Genomic DNA, 16,535 nt, shown 5'->3' with positions numbered 1-16,535 from the left:
GTAGGTGCTCAGTGCCCGAAGCGGGCGATGCGGTAGTCGGCGGTGCGCTGGTGGGCTTCCATGCCCTCGTACGCCGAGATCTCGGAGACGAGCGGAGCCAGGTTCATGGTTGCCGAGCGGTCGATGCGCTGGAAGGTCAGCGGCTTGAGGAACCGCGAGACCGAGAGGCCCGCGGAAGAGCGCGCTCCCCCTCCGGTCGGCAGGACGTGATTGGTGCCGGTGATGCCCTTGTCCGAATAGGCGACGGTGGACCAGGGGCCGAGGAAGAGGGAGCCGTAGTTCGTCAGATTCTTCTGGTAGTAGGCATCGTCGGCTGTGATGACCTCCAGATGCTCGGGCGCGAGCACGTCCATGAGTTCGACGGCAGTGGCGCGGTCCTCTGCCACGTACACCGTCCCGTAGTCCCGCCAGGCAGGTCCGGCGATGTCCCTGGTGGAGAGGTCCTCGAGTTGGCGGTCTACTTCCGCGATGACGGCGACCGCGAGGTCGCGCGACGTGGTGACGAGAGCAGCGGGAGACTGCGGGCCGTGCTCGGCCTGCCCGAGGAGATCCGCAGCAACGATCACAGGGTCAGCGGTGTCGTCTGCGATGACTGCCACTTCCGACGGGCCGGCGAGGAGATCCATGCCGACCGTGCCGAAGAGCTGGCGTTTGGCCTCGGTGACGTAAGCGTTGCCCGCGCCGACCAGCATGTCCATCGGCTGCTCACCGAGGTGCCCGAAAGCCATGGCAGCGAGCGCCTGCACTCCGCCGACGACGAACGCGCGGTCGACGCCCGAGAGGTACGCGGAGTAGAAGACGGCCGGATTGCCCGCTGTTGGCGTCGTGGGCGGGGAGCAGGCGACGACGGTCGGTACGCCTGCCGTCTTGGCCACGCCCACGGTCATGAAGGCGCTCGCGAGGATCGGGAAGCGCCCGGCGGGAAGGTAGGCCCCCACGCGCTGGACCGGGATGTAGCGCTGTCCGACGACCACACCGGGCATCAACTCGGTCTCGAAATCCTGGAGGTGCTGCAACTGGAGACCGGCGAACGCCTTCGTCCGCTCCGCACCTGCCTCCAGGGCCGCCCGCAGTGCCGGTTCGAGCGTGTCACCCGTACGGCGAAGGTCCTCGGCGCTCATTTCGACGTCTCCTCCGCCCCAGCCGTCGAGGACCCTGGAGTACTCGGCGACGGCGTCCCTGCCGCCCTTCTGAATGACGGACAGCATCTCGGAGACGGTTTCCACGACCTTCGGGAGACGTTGCGCCGGCATTCCGCCGATCGCGGCGTCCTTCACGCATTCGTATGCACCGCTGATGAAGGAAGCGTAGTGGTCGTTCAGTTCCATGCCGGAAGCGTAGGTCTCCGATTGATCATAGGGGAACCCACCTCTTCCCAGTACGAGCTATAGCATTGTCCTATGACGCTCAACCAGCTCCGCGCCTTTCTCGCCGCCTATTCCCGTGGGTCGTCGAGCGCGGCTGCGAAGGAGCTCGGTATCAGCCAGGCGTCGGCGTCGCAACTGATCTCCCGGTTGGAGGACGAACTCGGATGCTCACTGTTCACGCGGACGTCCAGGGGGCTCTCCCCGTCACCCGCAGCAGAGGAGTTGCACACGCATGCGCTCGACTGCGTCAATTCGGCCCGCAGGGGTGTGGAAGCCGTGCAGGCACTTCACCGGGTGACAGGTGGCGTGTCGACCTTCGGAGTACTGCGCTACGCGGCCAACTACGACCTTGCGGACCTCGTGGTGCAATTCCACCGGAAGTACCCGGACGTCCGGGTCCGCATGATCGGCCTTAATTCCCATGTGGTCGCCGCTTCCGTGGCCACTGGGGAGATCGAGTGCGGACTCGTCGTCCTCCCCGTCGACAGCGAGGAACTCGACGTGCGGAAGCTGGCCAGGGACGAGGTGCGCTTCATCTCCTCCACACGCGACCCGGATGCCGGTCCCGTCACCATCGAAGAGCTGGCAGAAGCGAAGCTCGTCCTCTATGACGCCCACGCCGGCTGGATGGACCCCACCCGGCGCCAACTGCAGGACCGGGCGAATCTCGCCGGCCTCTCGATCGAGGGCCAGATGGAAGTGGAGCACGCCGAGACGGCCTACGACCTCGTGGCCGCAGGTGCTGGGGAGTCCTTCATGGCCAAGGGGATCCTCGCTTCCCTGCGCACCGAGGACCGCGTCAGGAGCTTCCCCTTCGCCGAACCGCTGTACGACACCATCGCGCTTGTTCAGCGCAAGCACGGCTACCTCTCCCCCGCCACGCGGCGCTTCTCCGCCCTGGCGCAACAGGCGGTCGCCGCGCAGGAGGGCCTGACAAGCCTCGTGTAGACGGACGGCGCGTTCACTGTCAGTGCAACCCGGACCTGCGCGCCGCAACGACGGAAGGCGCGGCGTACCGTGGACGGATGAGCGTACCCCTCCGGTCCAGAGTCACCCTCGACGGTCGCTTCGCGCAGGAGCTCCCCGAGATGGCGGCCGCCTGGCAGGCGGATCCCACGCCCGGGCCCCGGCTCCTCGCCCTCAACGAGGGACTCGCCGCGGAACTGGGCCTCGACGCCGCTTTCCTCCGCTCGCCCGACGGGCTGGCCCTCCTGACGGGGACCGCCGTCCCCGAGGGTGCGACACCCGTGGCGCAGGCCTACTCCGGCCACCAGTTCGGGAGCTTCAACCCCCGCCTCGGCGACGGCCGCGCACTGCTCCTCGGCGAGCTCACCGACCACACCGGCGCCCTGCGGGACATCCACCTCAAGGGCTCCGGCCGCACGCCCTTCGCCCGCGGCGGCGACGGGCTCGCCGTCGTCGGGCCCATGCTGCGCGAGTACATCGTCAGCGAGGCCATGCACGCCCTCGGGGTGCCGACCACCCGGTCCCTCGCCGTCGTCGCGACGGGCCGTGACGTCCGGCGCGAGACGATGCTGCCGGGGGCCCTGCTCACCCGCGTGGCGAGCAGCCACCTGCGCGTCGGCAGCTTCCAGTACGCCGCAGCCAGTGGGAACCAGGACCTGCTGCGTCGCCTCGCCGACCACGCGATCGGGCGGCACCACCCGTCGGCGGCGGATGCCGTGAATCCTCCCCTCGCCCTGTTCGAGCACGTGGTCAGCGCGCAGGCACGGCTCGTGGCCCAGTGGATGCTCGCGGGGTTCATCCACGGGGTCATGAACACCGACAACATGACCATCTCCGGGGAGACCATCGACTACGGGCCCTGCGCCTTCATGGACGTCTTCGACTACGCCACGGTCTACAGCTCCATCGACCACGCGGGCCGGTACGCCTACGCCAACCAGCCGCTGATCGCCGAGTGGAACCTCGCCCGGCTCGCCGAGGCCCTGCTGCCGCTCATCGGGGAGGACCAGGAGGAGGCCGTCACGACGGCCGTGGCAGCGCTCGAGGCGTTCCGCCCCCAGTACGGCGCGGCGTGGCTCGCCGGGATGCGGGCGAAGCTCGGACTGCCCGACGGCGTCCCCGACGACGTCGCCTCACCGCTCGCCAACGATGCCCTCAGCCTCCTGCAGGAGAACCACGTGGACTACACGTCGTTCTTCCGGGGGCTCTCCTCGGTGGTGCGCGGGGACCCGCGGCCCGCCCGGGACAGGGTGCTCGACGTCGCCGCCTTCGACGCCTGGGCGGAGCGGTGGCTGGCGCTCGGGCCCGACGCCGGCGCCATGGATGCCGTGAATCCCGTGTACATCCCGCGGAACCACCTCGTCGAGGAGGCCCTGGAGGCCGCGACCGCCGGCGACCTCGGCCCGCTGGACCGGCTCGTCGACGTCGTCCGCCGTCCGTTCGAGGAGCGCCCCGGGCTGGAGCGCTACGCGGCCGGACCGCCGGAGGACTTCGGGAGGTACACCACCTACTGCGGGACCTGAGGGAGCGGACCGGCCCGACGCACGTCCCCCTACACTGCTAACGTGACCTGGCTCTACTACTGCTCCGCCGCAGGGGCCGCACTCGGCCTCTTCCTGGTGTGGCGGATGCCGCTGCCCGTGGTGGTCCGGAGTGCGGCCGCGGCGTTCTTCGTCCTCCTCGCAGGCCTCTTCCTCGCGAGCGCCGTCCTGCCGTCCGGTGACACCCTCGCCGCCCTCACCTTCGACACCCTGGCCATCGGGTCCATGATCGCGCTGTTCCTGATCGTGCGCTCCTGGCTCTCGGACCGCGCCGAGATCAGCCGCCTGCGCAGCATCGCGCAGCGCAACGCGGACCAGATCTCCGTGGTGAGCCATGAGATCCGTACCCCCCTCGCGCTGATCCGCGGCGCGGCGGACCTCCTCGGCGAACGCTCGCCGGGTCCGCTGACCGACAGCCAGGCCCGCTTCGTCACGACCATCAGCGGCAACTGCCACGCGGTGATCGCCCTCGCCGAGGATCTGCTGACCCAGGCGCGCATCGACGCCGGGATGTTCGAACTCCACCTCCACCGGGTCAACCTGCGCACGCTGGCCTCCACCGTGATCGCCGAGCTGCGCCAGCTCCATCCGATCCAGTTCGCACTGGACTGCCCGGGCGCCCCGCCGAGGGCGTGGGCCGACGACGCCCTGATCCGGCAGGCCATGACCAACCTGATCAACAACGCGGTGGCCCACGCCGCCAACGCCAGCCTGATCACCGTGCGGATCGTCCGGGCCGACGACCAGGTGCTCATCTCCGTCAGTGACGACGGCGAGGGCATGGCGGAGGCCCAGCGACGGGAGCTGTTCACCCGCTTCGCCAGCGGCCGCCCCCTCCAGGACGGCACGGGACTCGGGCTGGTGATCACGCGGCAGATCGTCCAGATGCACGGGGGCGACGTCTTCGTCGACAGCACGCCGGGGCGCGGGACCACCATGCTGTTCAGTCTGCCGGAGCGGACGCCGGGCACGGCCCTCCCCCGGCTGGTGGCGGCCGCCCGGTGATGGAGCACCCACACCTCGCGCTGGTGGTCGACGACGAACCGCAGATGCTGGACATCGTCACGTTCGCCCTCGAGACCCAGGGCTTCGCGAGCGTCTCCGCGAAGGACGCCGAGTCCGCGTGGGGCCTCTTCCGGAACCGCCGGTTCGATCTCGTGGTGCTGGACGTCATGCTCCCGCAGTCCTCCGGTCTCTCGCTGTGCCGCCGCATCCGGGAGGTGAGCGCGGTGCCCGTCCTCCTGCTCACGGCGAAGAGCGGTGTGCAGGACCGGATCGCCGGGCTCGAGGCCGGGGCGGACGATTACGTGACCAAGCCCTTCCACCCGCGCGAGCTCGCCCTGCGCGCCGAGGCGATCGTCCGCCGCACCGCCGTCGCGCCCGCGCCGGTGGAACTGGTGCACGGGCCGCTGCGCGTGGGGCAGGACGCCGCGACCGTCCACGGACGCTACCTGCACCTCTCCGCCCTGGAGCTCAGGCTCCTGCGGCGGCTCGCGAGCGCCCAGGGCCAACCCGTCTCCTTCCGCGACCTCCTCCTGTCCGGGTGGCAGATCGACGAGGGCCCGGGAGGCCGCGAGATGCTGACGACGGCGCTGTACCGCGTGCGCAAGGCGCTGCACGGCGAGGGGATGCCGCGGGCCATCCGGGCCGTCCGGGGTGTCGGCTACGAGCTTCCCCACCCTGGCCGCGACTGAGGCGTAGCCGGGGCAGTGAAGGTCACAGGGCTGTGACCGAGCGTGACCGTCGTCACCGTTGCGGCCCCTGGCCGGTCGATACGGTGAACGTGCATCCTCCACCCGGCATCCGGGTGGCCGACGGGCAGCGACGACGCTTCCCCCCACGAAAGGCAAGCCCATGAAGCGCACCGCAGCGCTCACCGCGGCCCTCCTCGGTTCCGCCACCCTCGGACTCTCCGGCTGCGTGGTCGACGACACCCAGCAGGCATCGGCGGACGGCGAACTCGGCGGCACGCTCACCGTGGCCTGTGGGGCCATGGAGGACTGGTGCCAGGCCATGACCACCGCCTTCACCGAGAAGACGGGTGTCCAGACGGACTTCGTCCGGCTCTCCTCCGGCGAGACGGTGGCCCGCCTCGAGGCGGCCAAGGACTCACCCGAGTTCGACGTGTGGCACGGCGGTCCCGCCGACGGCTACGGCACGGCTTCCGCCGCCGGGCTGCTGGAGCAGTACGAGTCCCCGAACGCGGCCCAGATCCCCGAGAAGTACCGGGACGAGGACGACTACTGGACAGGCGTCTATGTCGGAGCCCTCGGCTTCTGCTCCAACCAGGCGAAGCTCGACGCCCTCGGCGTCGACGTGCCGACGGCGTGGTCGGACCTGCTGGTCCCCGAGCTCAAGGGCCAGGTGTCGACGGCCCACCCCTCGACCTCGGGCACCGCGTTCACCACCCTGTGGACACAGGTCACCCTGGCCGGAGGCGACGAGGACGCCGCGTTCGACTACATGCGCGGACTCCACAACAACGTCCTGCAGTACTCCAAGAGCGGCACTGCACCCGGCCAGGCGGCCGGACGCGGTGAGGTGGCGGTGGGCCTGGTGTTCACCCACGACTGCGTCAAGTACAAGGAAGCGGGCATGAACGACCTCGAGGTCTCCCTGCCCGAGGAGGGCACCGGCTACGAGGTGGGCGGCGTGGGGATCGTGAAGGGCACGGACAACCTCGCGGCGGCGAAGGCCTACATCGACTGGTCGCTCACCCCCGAGGCCCAGGACATCGGCCCCACGGTGGGCTCCTACCAGGTGCTCACCAATCCCGAGTCGGTGCAGGACGACCGCATGATCGATCTCGAGACCACCAACCTCGTGGACTACGACTTCGAGGCCGCTGCCGCCGCCAAGAAGGAACTCACCACGCGCTTCGACGAGGAGATCGCGGCCCAGCCCCGCGAGTAGCCGGCACCCTCCCGCCGACCGCAACCCTCCCCCGCCCGAAGGAGTTCCCCGTGAGCCTCGACACGCTCCCCGCCGCCGCCCTGCCGGCCGCCCCGCCACCCCGCAGAGGGTCCCGCCAGGGCGGGGCGAGGATGGACACCGTCACCAAGCTGGTGATCACCGCCGTCGTCCTCATCCTCGCGATCCTCATCGGCTATCCGCTGGTGCGGATCCTCACCCAGGCGTTCGGCGCGGAGGGCCTCGAGACGCTGCGGAACATCGCCACCTCATCGGCCAACCGGGCGGTGCTGCTGAACACCGTGGTGCTGGGCGTGCTCGTGGGCGCGGTCGGCACGGCGATCGGCTTCGCCTTCGCCTACGCGCAGGCCAGGCTCGACTTCCGGGGCAAGAAGCTGCTCCACCTGATCGCGCTCCTGCCCATCGTCTCGCCGCCCTTCGCGGTCGCCACCGCCGTCATCACCCTCTTCGGGCGGAGCGGGCTCGTCACCAACAAGATGCTGGGCCTGGACTACAACATCTACGGGCTCACCGGCCTGACCCTGGTGCTGTCCCTGTCCTTCTTCCCGGTGGCGTACATGAACCTCCTCGGCATGCTGCGCAGCCTGGACCCCGCCACGGACGAGGCCGCGTCCAGCCTCGGCGCCAACCGCTGGAAGATCTTCCGCAGCGTCACCATCCCCATGCTGATCCCGGGATTCGCGAGCTGCTTCCTGCTGCTCTTCGTCGAGGCGATCGCCGACCTGGCGAACCCCCTCGTGATCGGCGGCGACTTCACGGTCCTGTCATCCCGCGCCTACATCGCCATCACGGGCGAGTACGACGTCGCGAGCGGCGCGGCGTACTCCCTGGTCCTCCTGCTGCCGGGGCTCCTCGTCTTCCTCGTGCAGCGCTACTGGGCCGAGCGGCGCAGCGTGGTGTCGGTGACCGGCAAACCGTCCGGCAACATCACCCTGCTGCGCTCGCCCCTGGCCCGGATCCCACTGCTCACGGTGGTCCTCGCGATCGCGGCCCTGATCGTGGCCATCTACGTCACCGTCTTCGTGGGTGCCTTCACCGCGATCCTCGGGGTCAACAACACGTTCACGCTCGCGAACTACCGGTACGTGCTCTCGGGCATCGGGTCGGACGCCATGTTCACCACCACCATCCTCGCGCTGATCGCCACCCCGGTGGCGGGTGTCCTCGGGATGGTCCTGGCCTGGCTCGTAGTCCGGAAGGTCCGGCGGGGCCGCGGCGCCCTGGACTTCCTGGGCATGCTGGGCCTGGCCGTGCCGGGCACCGTGCTCGGCATCGGGTACGCCCTGGCCTTCAACAAGCCCTTCATCATCGGCAACATCCAGCTGCTGCCGGCACTGGCCGGGGGCGGCGCCATCTTCGGCGGCGCCCTGGCCATCGTGATGGTCTACGTCATCCGCTCCATGCCGTCCGGGCAGCGCTCGGGGATCGCCGCGCTGCAGCAGATCGATCCGGCGATCGACGAGGCGTCCACCTCCCTGGGGGCATCCGGCCTGCGGACCTTCCGCAGCATCACCCTGCCGCTGATCCGCCCCGCGCTGCTCTCCGGGCTGACCTACGCCTTCGCCCGGGCCATGACCACCCTCTCCCCGATCATCTTCATCACCACGCCGCAGACGAAGATCATGACCTCGCAGATCCTGTCCGAGGTCGATTCCGGCCGGTTCGGCAACGCCTTCGCCTACTGCACCATCCTCATCGCGATCGTGCTCGGGGTGATCGGGCTGATGAACCTCCTGATCCGGGACCGCCGCGCTCCCGCGCGCGTCAACTGACTCCTCCCACCTGCCGCAGAACACGGAGAACCCCCATGGCAACCACCACCAGCACCAGTACCAGCAGCGGCACCCCCGTGCAGGCGCGTCCCTCGGGCAGCCTGCACCTCGACAACCTCGTGAAGCAGTACCCCGGCGGCGTCAGCGCCGAGCCGGCGGTCGCCGGTATCGACCTCGACATCCGGCCGGGCGAGTTCCTCACCCTGCTCGGTCCGTCCGGGTGCGGTAAGACCACCACCCTGCGCATGATCGCGGGCTTCGAGACGCCCTCCCACGGATCGCTGACCCTCGACGGCGAGGACATGGTGTCACTCACCCCGGACAAGCGGCCCATGGCGATGGTGTTCCAGTCCTACGCCCTGTTCCCGCACATGAGCGTCTTCGACAACGTGGCCTACGGCCTGCGCCTGCAGAAGCTGCCCAGGAAGCGGGTCCAGGAGGAGGTGGAGTTCGCACTGGCTTCCATGAGCCTGACCAAACTCGCGGACCGGGCTCCCAACCAGCTCTCCGGCGGCCAGCAGCAGCGGGTGGCCCTCGCCCGCGCCATGGTGATGAAGCCCAAGGTCCTGCTGTTCGACGAACCGCTGTCCAACCTCGACGCCAAGCTCCGCGTCCAGATGCGCACCGAGATCCGGGCGCTCCAGCACAAGCTCGGGATCACCAGCGTCTACGTCACGCACGACCAGGACGAGGCGATGAGCCTCTCCGACCGGATCGTCGTGATGCGCCAGGGCCGGATCGAGCAGGTGGCCACGCCGGAGACCGTGTACCGGAAGCCGGCGTCGGTGTTCGTCGCCGACTTCATCGGCCGCGCGAACTTCCTCGACACGTCGATCGAGCAGCTGACCAGGGAGGCCGACGGCGCCCGCGCCACGGTCCGGGCCCTCGGTGCCACCTACACGGTCCCCGCCCATGACGGGATCGGGCCCGGCAGCCCCGTCTGCCTGATGGTCCGGCCCGAGTCCGTCGTCCTGGCCCCGGCACCGGACGCCCGCGAGGTGTCCGGCACAGAGGGACGCGTCCTCAAGTCCGTCTTCTACGGGGCCTGGGTCGAGTACGAGATCGAGACCGTCGGCGGCAATGTCACGGCCGTGATCTACGACCCCGCACCGGGGGACATCTTGGACCCCGGCACCTTCGTCCGCGTGTCCTTCGAACAGGACCGCGCCTGGCTGCTTCCGGCCGAGGACTGACCACCCCGCACCGCCCCACGCCTGCACCACTCGCGCAGCATCACCGAAAGACAGGAACCATGACTCGATCCACGACCAGTGGCACCTGGGCCGACAAGGGACTCATGAGGTTCCTCGCCGCGCCCCCACCCGCCGAACGCCTCGACGACACCACCGTCGCGAAGCGCTACCCGAAGCTCCGCCTCCAGGTGTTCCTGGGCATCTTCATCGGGTACGCCGGCTACTACCTCGTCCGCAACAACGTCCCGCTCGTCGCGACGATCCTGCGCGACGAGGAAGGCTTCACCACCCTGGGCCTCGGCATCATCACCAACGCGGTCCTCGTGGCCTACGGCCTCAGCAAGTTCCTGAGCGCGATCGTCAGCGACCGCAGCAGCGCGCGGCTCTTCCTGCCCATCGGCCTGGCCCTCTCCGCGGTCGCCAACCTCTTCATCGGGCTCATGCCGGGGATCGGCGCGAGCGTCGCGTTCTTCGCCGTCGTCATGATCTTCAACGGCTTCGTGCAGGGGATGGGGTGGCCTCCCTCCGGGCGCACCCTCGTCCACTGGTTCTCGACGTCGGAGCGCGGCTCCAAGACGGCGCTCTGGAACGTCGCCCACAACATCGGCGGTGCCGGCTCCGGCGCCCTCGCGGGCCTGGCCCTGGCCACCTTCGGCAACTGGCAGGCCGCCTTCTGGTTCCCCGGCATCGTCTGCCTCGTGATCGCGGTCATCGCCTTCGTCCTCCTGCGCGACACCCCGGAGTCCGAGGGCCTGCCGCCCATCGAGGAGTTCAGGAACGATCCCGCGCCGGTGGAGTCCGACGCCGCCGACGAGAGTGCCTCGACCTGGGAGACCGTCAACCGCTACGTCCTCCGGAACGCCACCATGGTGAAGCTCGCGCTGGCCAATGTCTTCGTCTACACGCTGCGGTACGGCGTACTCGTGTGGGCCCCGGTGTACCTCGCGGACGAGCGCGGCGCGAGCCTCGGCGAGGGGATCGCCGGTTTCTCCCTCTTCGAACTCGCGGGCATCCCGGGCACCCTCCTGTGCGGCTACATCAGTGACCGGGTGTTCCGCGGCCGCCGCTCCCCCGCGGGCATGACCTTCCTGATCGGCGTCTTCCTGGCCGTCCTGGTGTACTGGCTGTCACCGGTCGAGTGGCCCATCGGGGTCTCCTACGCCGCACTGGTGGTCATCGGCGGGCTCATCTACGGACCGGTGATGCTCATCGGCCTGCAGGCCCTCGACCTCAGCCCGCGCAAGGTGGCGGGAACGGCCGCAGGCTTCACGGGTCTCTTCGGCTACGTCCTCGGGGCCACGCTGGCCTCCACGGGCATCGGCCTGTCGGTGCACAACTTCGGGTGGGACACCACGTTCGTCCTCATCCTGGCGTGCGTCCTGCTCGCCATCGCCTTCATGTACTCGGTGGGGCGCGACGAGAAGGCCATGCGCGAGCGGAAGCTCGCCGAACGGGTCTGACCCTCGCACGAAAGCCCCGATCCGCCGGTCGTCACCCGCGGGTCGGGGCTTTCGCGTGTCGGCCCGAGGACGGGCACGACGACTCCGGCCGGGCTAGGCTCGGGGAGCGCGGGGGCCGGCTTCCCCGTCGGGCGCCCACCCTCCGCTACCGACCCTCCCAAGGAGCCACAATGCCGGTCCACCCCGATGCGCAGCGATTCCTCGATCTGCTCGTCGACGCCCCTCCCCTCGACACGCAGACCGCCAAGCAGAATCGGGCCGATCTCGTCAACGCCCTCCCCCTGACCGGGGACAAGGCGGAGCTGGCCTCCGTCGTCGATGCGACGCTCGCGGGCGTGCCGGTGCGTGTCTACACGCCGTCCGTCGGTGAGGGCGGACAGCCGGCGGTCGTGTACCTCCACGGCGGCGGGTGGGTCCTCGGCGACGTCGAGATCGCGGACAGCACGTGCCGGGCCCTTGCCGTCCACGCCCAGGCGGTGGTCGTCAGCGTCGACTACCGCCGGGCCCCGGAGGTCCCCTTCCCCGGCGCCCTCGAGGACACGATGGCCGTGACCAGGGCCCTGCTCACCGGGCAATCGCCCTGGGCCATCGACCCGCGGCGGGTGGCTGTCGCGGGCGACAGCGCAGGCGGCAACCTCGCCGCGGTGACCGCCCAGCAGCTCCGCGACCACACACCGCGCCTGGTGCACCAGGTGCTCATCTACCCCGTGACCGACCTCCTCGCCGGCGATTCGGGCAGCTACCGGGAGTTCGCCGACGGCCACTTCCTCACCACGCGCGATCTCGGGTACTTCTACAGCCAGTACGCCGGTACCGCCGACCGCACCGATCCGCGGCTCTCACCCGCACACGCCACGGACCTGGCCGGCCTGCCGTCCGCCACCGTGGTCACCGCCGAGTGCGACCCGCTGCGCGATCAGGGCGAGGAGTACGCGCGGGCCATGGCGGCGGCCGGCACGAGGGTGACGACGGTCCGCTTCGCCGGCCAGGTGCACCCCTTCGTGTTCATGGGCGGGATCATCGAGGACGCGCACGCCGCCCGGCGCTTCATCGGGGCGCAACTCCGCGCGGCCTTCTCGGCGGGCAAGGCCTGATCCGCCCGGCGGTTCACTCCCCCTCGGGCACCAGGACCGTCACGCCCGCGGCGTCCAGCGCCGCGGCCAGTCCGGACGACGGCGCCCGGTCGGTCACCAGGTAGTCGGCCCCCTCGAGCGGGACGATCTGCGCGAAGAGCCGTCGGTCGAGCTTCGTGGAGTCGGCGAGGATGGCCGTCCGCTCGGCCCGGCTGATCATCTCGGCCATCATGGCGGCGTCGCCGAGGTTCGAGGTCGAGCAGCCCGACCCGTCCACCGCGCCGACGGCGATCAGCGCCATGTCGCAGCGGATGTCCACCTCGGGCGTGCTGCCGCTCATCCCGAGGGTGACCGGGCCGGTCGTCGCCTGGGTGAGCGTGCGCACGGCTCCGCCGAACATGTAGAGGTCACGGAACACCGTCGGTGAGATCTCCGCGGGGATGCGCAGGTTGTTGGTGGCGATCGTCAGGTTGCGGTGGTTCCGGAGTGCCCGGGCCACGGCGAGGCTCGTGGTCCCCGCATTGATCATGAGGACGGACCCGTCCGTCACCAGGTCGACCGCCAGCTGCGCGATCGCCTCCTTCTCGGCCGCCTGCATGCTCAGGCGCACATCGATCTCCCGGTCCCGCCCGGCCCGCTCCGATGTGCTGACCGCACCGCCGTGGGTCCGGATGAGGATGTTCTCGCGGTCCAGCTGGTCGAGGTCCCGGCGGATGGTGTCGATGGAGACGTTGAAGTGGGCTGCGAGGTCGGCGACGGTCACGCGGCCCACCTCGTCCACATAGGACGCAAGATCGGCCTTCCGCCCAGCAGGGAGCTGGCGGACGCGCTGCAGTTCTTGCGATGTCATGCCTTCATCTGTAACACATCGGGGCCCCGACGGCACGAGAAACAGCACATAACAGCACATCCTTGCGGCAAATCTGCCGGTGGGTCTGCCGTTTAACGCGTCTTTCTCCCGGAGACTCTTGACGGCGCCGTGTGACAGCGCGCACACTCAAGAAGGAAACAGCAAGAAACGGCAGAATCAAGCGAAATATCGCACCATCTCAACGAGGAGACCTGATGTCCACCCATCGGCGCACGCGTTCCCGCGCAACACTGCTCACCGGCATTGCCACCACCGCCGCCTCGATCATCGCACTCACGGCCTGCGGTTCGGGCGGATCGGCGTCCGAGGAGGCCGGCGGCGACGTCACCATCGAGTTCGCCCAGTGGTGGGAGCCCGAGCTTCCCGACGGTGAGTTCCGCTCCCTGATCGACACGTTCGAGGAGGAGAACCCCGGGATCACCGTGGACCTCGTCAGCGGCCCCTACGCCTCCACGAAGGAGCAGCTCTTCGCCGGTGCGGCCTCGGGCACCATGCCCGACGTCGTCGGCCTGGACGGCGCGTGGGTCAGCGACTTCGCCGAGCAGGGCGTCATCGCCGATCTCACCCCCCTCCTCGAGGACGCCGGATTCGACGACAGCCAGCTCGTGAGCCAGGTGAAGGTCGACGACAGCACGTACATGGTCCCCGTGGTCAACTTCGTCTACCCGATGTTCACCAATGACGACCTCCTGTCCCAGGCGGGCGTCAGCGCACCCCCGGAAACCCGTACGGAGTTCTCCGATGCCGCCAAGAGCATCTCCGACCTCGACGGCGACGCCTCCGGCTGGGTCCTCCCCCTCTCCCTGGAAGCACCCAACGGCGTCCAGAACGACGTCATGTCCTGGGCCTGGGCCTCGGGCGGCACCATGCTGAAGGACGGCCAGCCGGACCTCACCAATGACGACGTCACCTCCGCGGTCGACTTCATCGGCGGCATGTGGGACGACGGCGTGATCGCCCCGGGCAGCTTCACCATGAAGGAACAGGACAAGGTGGAGGAGTTCACCAACGGCCGCGTCGGCATGATGATCGACTCCCTCGCCCACATCAACCTGATCCGGGAGACCAACCCGGACCTGAAGTTCTCCATCTCCGCGGTCCCCGCCGCCGACGACTACACCGGCGAGCGCGGCATCCCCTACGCCTCGTGGGGCATCGGCGTCGCCGAGAACTCCGAGAACAAGGACGCCGCCGCCAAGCTGGTCTCCTTCCTCATGAGCGAGGACACGAACTCCGAGCTCTCCACCATGGCGAATGCCTTCCCCGGCAACACCGGCTCCGTCCCCGAGTTCGTCGAGGACGACGAGCTGTTCAAGACCGCCTTCGACATCTACCAGGCGGGCTACCCCGCCAACGAGTTCGTCGGGCTCCCCGTGGCAGAGGAGCTGATGCGCCAGCTCGGCGCCCAGCTGCAGTCCGCCTTCGACGGCCAGCAGTCCCTCTCCGAAGCGCTCGAGAAGGCGCAGACGGAATGGGAAGGCGAGTTCTAGGTCCTCCCCCGAACCGGATCGGGCACCGCTGCCCCCGCGCGGTGCCCGATCCCCCACAAAGGTCACTCCCATGAGCCTCCGCACCGTCACCCCACCCGATCCCCAGACGCTCCTCCAGGGAGCTCCTCCCCGCAAGCGCCGCCAGCTGCGCCGCGCCGGCGAGTCCTACGGTTTCCTCGCCCCCACCCTGATCCTGCTGTTCGTCCTCATGATCGTCCCGATCGTGATGGTGATCGGCTACTCCTTCCAGGACAACGTGATCCTGAAGTCGTCCTCCGAGTTCGCCGGCGCGGACAACTACGTCACGGTGCTGACGGATCCGGCCTTCTGGAAGGCCACCGGGAACACCGTCTTCTTCTCCACCGTCAGCGTCGCCGTGCACCTGGTGCTCGGCCTCACCTTCGCGATGCTGCTGAACAGCCCGCTGATCAGCGTCACCTCCCGCGCCATCTTCCGGGCCCTGTACGTGCTGCCCTGGCTGTTCACCGCGGCCGTCATCGCCGTCCTGTGGCGCATGCTCCTGTCCCCGAACGGGATCGTGAACTTCCTGCTGAACACGGACGTGGAGTGGCTCGCCGATCCGCAGCTCGCCCTCGGCACGGTGACCTTCATCAACATCTGGGCCGGCTATCCGTTCTTCATGGTCAGCCTCCTGGCGGGCCTGCAGGGCATCCCCCAAGACCTCCACGAGGCGGCGAGCATCGACGGCGCCAGCCAGGTGCAGCGCTTCTGGAACGTGACCATCCCGCAGCTCCGCCCCATCATCATCAGCCTCCTGCTCCTGGACCTGATCTGGACCTCCCAGCAGTTCGCGCTGATCTGGCTGACCACCGGCGGCGGTCCCATCGACGTCACCGAGATGCTCAGCACCTACACCTACAAGCTCGCCTTCGCCAACTACGACTTCTCCCTCGCCGCGACCGCCGCGGTGCTGATCCTGCTGATGTCGCTGGTCCTGGCCGTCCTCTACGTCCGCCACCAGAAAGCAAGGGATTGACATGGCGATCACCACGCAACGCCGCACCCTCCTGGCGAAATCCGGGGTCCTGGCGGGACTCGTCCTCGGAGCCGTCTTCGCCGCGGGTCCCGTGCTCTGGATGCTGTCCAGCTCGTTCAAGTCCAACACCGAGATCTTCGAGCTGCCACCCCGGCTCATCACGGACACGTTCTCGTTCGACGCCTACGCCGCCATCCTCACCAACTCGGAGACGCTGCGGTTCTTCTTCAACAGCTACCTCGTGGCCGGCGCCGTCACCATCCTGACGCTGCTGGTGGCCATCCACGCCGCCTACGCGTTCAGCCGCTTCGAGTTCCGCGGCAAGCGCGTGCTGAACGTGGTGATCATCAGCGTGCAGGCCGTCCCGCCCATCACCCTGCTCATCCCGTACTTCGGCCTGGTGGTGGCCCTCGGCCTCTACAACACCTACCCGGGGCTGATCTTCACCTACATGGTGTTCACGCTGCCCTACGCGATCATCATGATGACCGGCTACATGAACACGCTGCCCCGTGAGCTGGACGAGGCCGTCCGGGTGGACGGCGCCGGGTCGCTCACCGCCCTGTGGCGCGTGCTGGTCCCCATCTCGATCCCCGGGATCGTCTCGGTCGGCATCTACACGTTCATGATCGCCTGGAACGAGTACCTCTTTGCCCTCACGCTCACACGCACCACGGAGATGCGCACCGTCCCGATCGGCATCCAGCTGCTCATGGGCCAGCACTCGTACGAGTGGAACCAGATCATGGCGATGAGCATCCTCGGGTCCATCCCGGTGCTGATCCTCTTCCTGGTCCTGCAGCGCTTCTTCATCAGCGGCCTGACCGCCGGCTCCGTCAAGAGCTGACCCCACACCACCCCTCGCACGTCATCT

General features: G+C 69.0%; 14 protein-coding genes. 12 read left to right on the top strand and 2 right to left on the bottom strand.

The features are described from left to right. Window positions 1–8: 8 nt before the first annotated feature. Window positions 9–1,328, bottom strand: coding sequence for a histidinol dehydrogenase (hisD, locus tag ACTIMO_RS04465; RefSeq protein WP_448181603.1), 1,320 nt, complete (start codon window positions 1,326–1,328; stop codon window positions 9–11). 72 nt (window positions 1,329–1,400) lie between these two features. Between hisD and ACTIMO_RS04460 the strand changes: the two genes are divergently transcribed. From ACTIMO_RS04460 to ACTIMO_RS04420, 9 genes are all read left to right on the top strand, one after another. Next, window positions 1,401–2,315, top strand: coding sequence for a LysR family transcriptional regulator (locus ACTIMO_RS04460; RefSeq protein ID WP_448181602.1), 915 nt, complete (start codon window positions 1,401–1,403; stop codon window positions 2,313–2,315). Between the two features lie 77 nt (window positions 2,316–2,392). Then, window positions 2,393–3,856, top strand: a complete 1,464-nt coding sequence (locus ACTIMO_RS04455) for a protein adenylyltransferase SelO (protein ID WP_448181601.1) — start codon at window positions 2,393–2,395, stop codon at window positions 3,854–3,856. A gap of 42 nt (window positions 3,857–3,898) precedes the next feature. Then, window positions 3,899–4,879, top strand: a complete 981-nt coding sequence (locus ACTIMO_RS04450) for a sensor histidine kinase (protein WP_448181600.1) — start codon at window positions 3,899–3,901, stop codon at window positions 4,877–4,879. Next, entirely contained in the window at window positions 4,879–5,568 is a 690-nt protein-coding gene (locus ACTIMO_RS04445; RefSeq protein ID WP_448181599.1) for a response regulator transcription factor, read from the top strand. Before ACTIMO_RS04450 ends, ACTIMO_RS04445 begins: the two co-directional genes overlap by 1 nt. A 160-nt stretch (window positions 5,569–5,728) precedes the next feature. After that, entirely contained in the window at window positions 5,729–6,787 is a 1,059-nt protein-coding gene (locus ACTIMO_RS04440) for an ABC transporter substrate-binding protein (protein WP_422391061.1), read from the top strand. A gap of 50 nt (window positions 6,788–6,837) precedes the next feature. Next, window positions 6,838–8,577, top strand: a complete 1,740-nt coding sequence (locus ACTIMO_RS04435) for an ABC transporter permease (RefSeq protein WP_422391060.1) — start codon at window positions 6,838–6,840, stop codon at window positions 8,575–8,577. Between the two features lie 35 nt (window positions 8,578–8,612). Then, a complete protein-coding gene (locus ACTIMO_RS04430) occupies window positions 8,613–9,770 on the top strand; it encodes an ABC transporter ATP-binding protein (RefSeq protein WP_448181598.1) in 1,158 nt (385 codons plus the stop codon). A 59-nt stretch (window positions 9,771–9,829) separates the two neighbouring features. Beyond that, on the top strand, window positions 9,830–11,230 hold the full coding sequence (locus tag ACTIMO_RS04425) for an MFS transporter (protein ID WP_448181597.1): 1,401 nt from the start codon (window positions 9,830–9,832) through the stop codon (window positions 11,228–11,230). Between the two features lie 170 nt (window positions 11,231–11,400). Then, window positions 11,401–12,324 (top strand): alpha/beta hydrolase, encoded by a 924-nt coding sequence (locus ACTIMO_RS04420; protein WP_448181596.1) that lies wholly within the window; start codon window positions 11,401–11,403, stop codon window positions 12,322–12,324. A gap of 13 nt (window positions 12,325–12,337) precedes the next feature. Here the strand turns inward: ACTIMO_RS04420 and ACTIMO_RS04415 are convergent, their stop codons facing one another. Beyond that, entirely contained in the window at window positions 12,338–13,153 is an 816-nt protein-coding gene (locus ACTIMO_RS04415; protein ID WP_055765682.1) for a DeoR/GlpR family DNA-binding transcription regulator, read from the bottom strand. A 215-nt stretch (window positions 13,154–13,368) separates the two neighbouring features. On the opposite strand from ACTIMO_RS04415, the gene ACTIMO_RS04410 reads away from it, so the two are divergent. The 3 genes from ACTIMO_RS04410 to ACTIMO_RS04400 all read left to right on the top strand — a co-directional run bounded on the left by ACTIMO_RS04410 (window position 13,369) and on the right by ACTIMO_RS04400 (window position 16,508). Next, complete coding sequence (locus tag ACTIMO_RS04410; protein ID WP_422391056.1) at window positions 13,369–14,664, top strand: ABC transporter substrate-binding protein; 1,296 nt, start codon at window positions 13,369–13,371, stop codon at window positions 14,662–14,664. A gap of 70 nt (window positions 14,665–14,734) precedes the next feature. Further along, window positions 14,735–15,661, top strand: coding sequence for a carbohydrate ABC transporter permease (locus ACTIMO_RS04405; RefSeq protein WP_152816012.1), 927 nt, complete (start codon window positions 14,735–14,737; stop codon window positions 15,659–15,661). A gap of 1 nt (window position 15,662) precedes the next feature. Further along, a complete protein-coding gene (locus ACTIMO_RS04400; RefSeq protein ID WP_055765693.1) occupies window positions 15,663–16,508 on the top strand; it encodes a carbohydrate ABC transporter permease in 846 nt (281 codons plus the stop codon). Window positions 16,509–16,535 lie beyond the last annotated feature (27 nt).

Source organism: Arthrobacter sp. CP30 (genome assembly GCF_053470025.1).
Note: the sequence above shows the minus strand (reverse complement) of the source record. Positions and strands in the feature narration are given on the sequence as shown.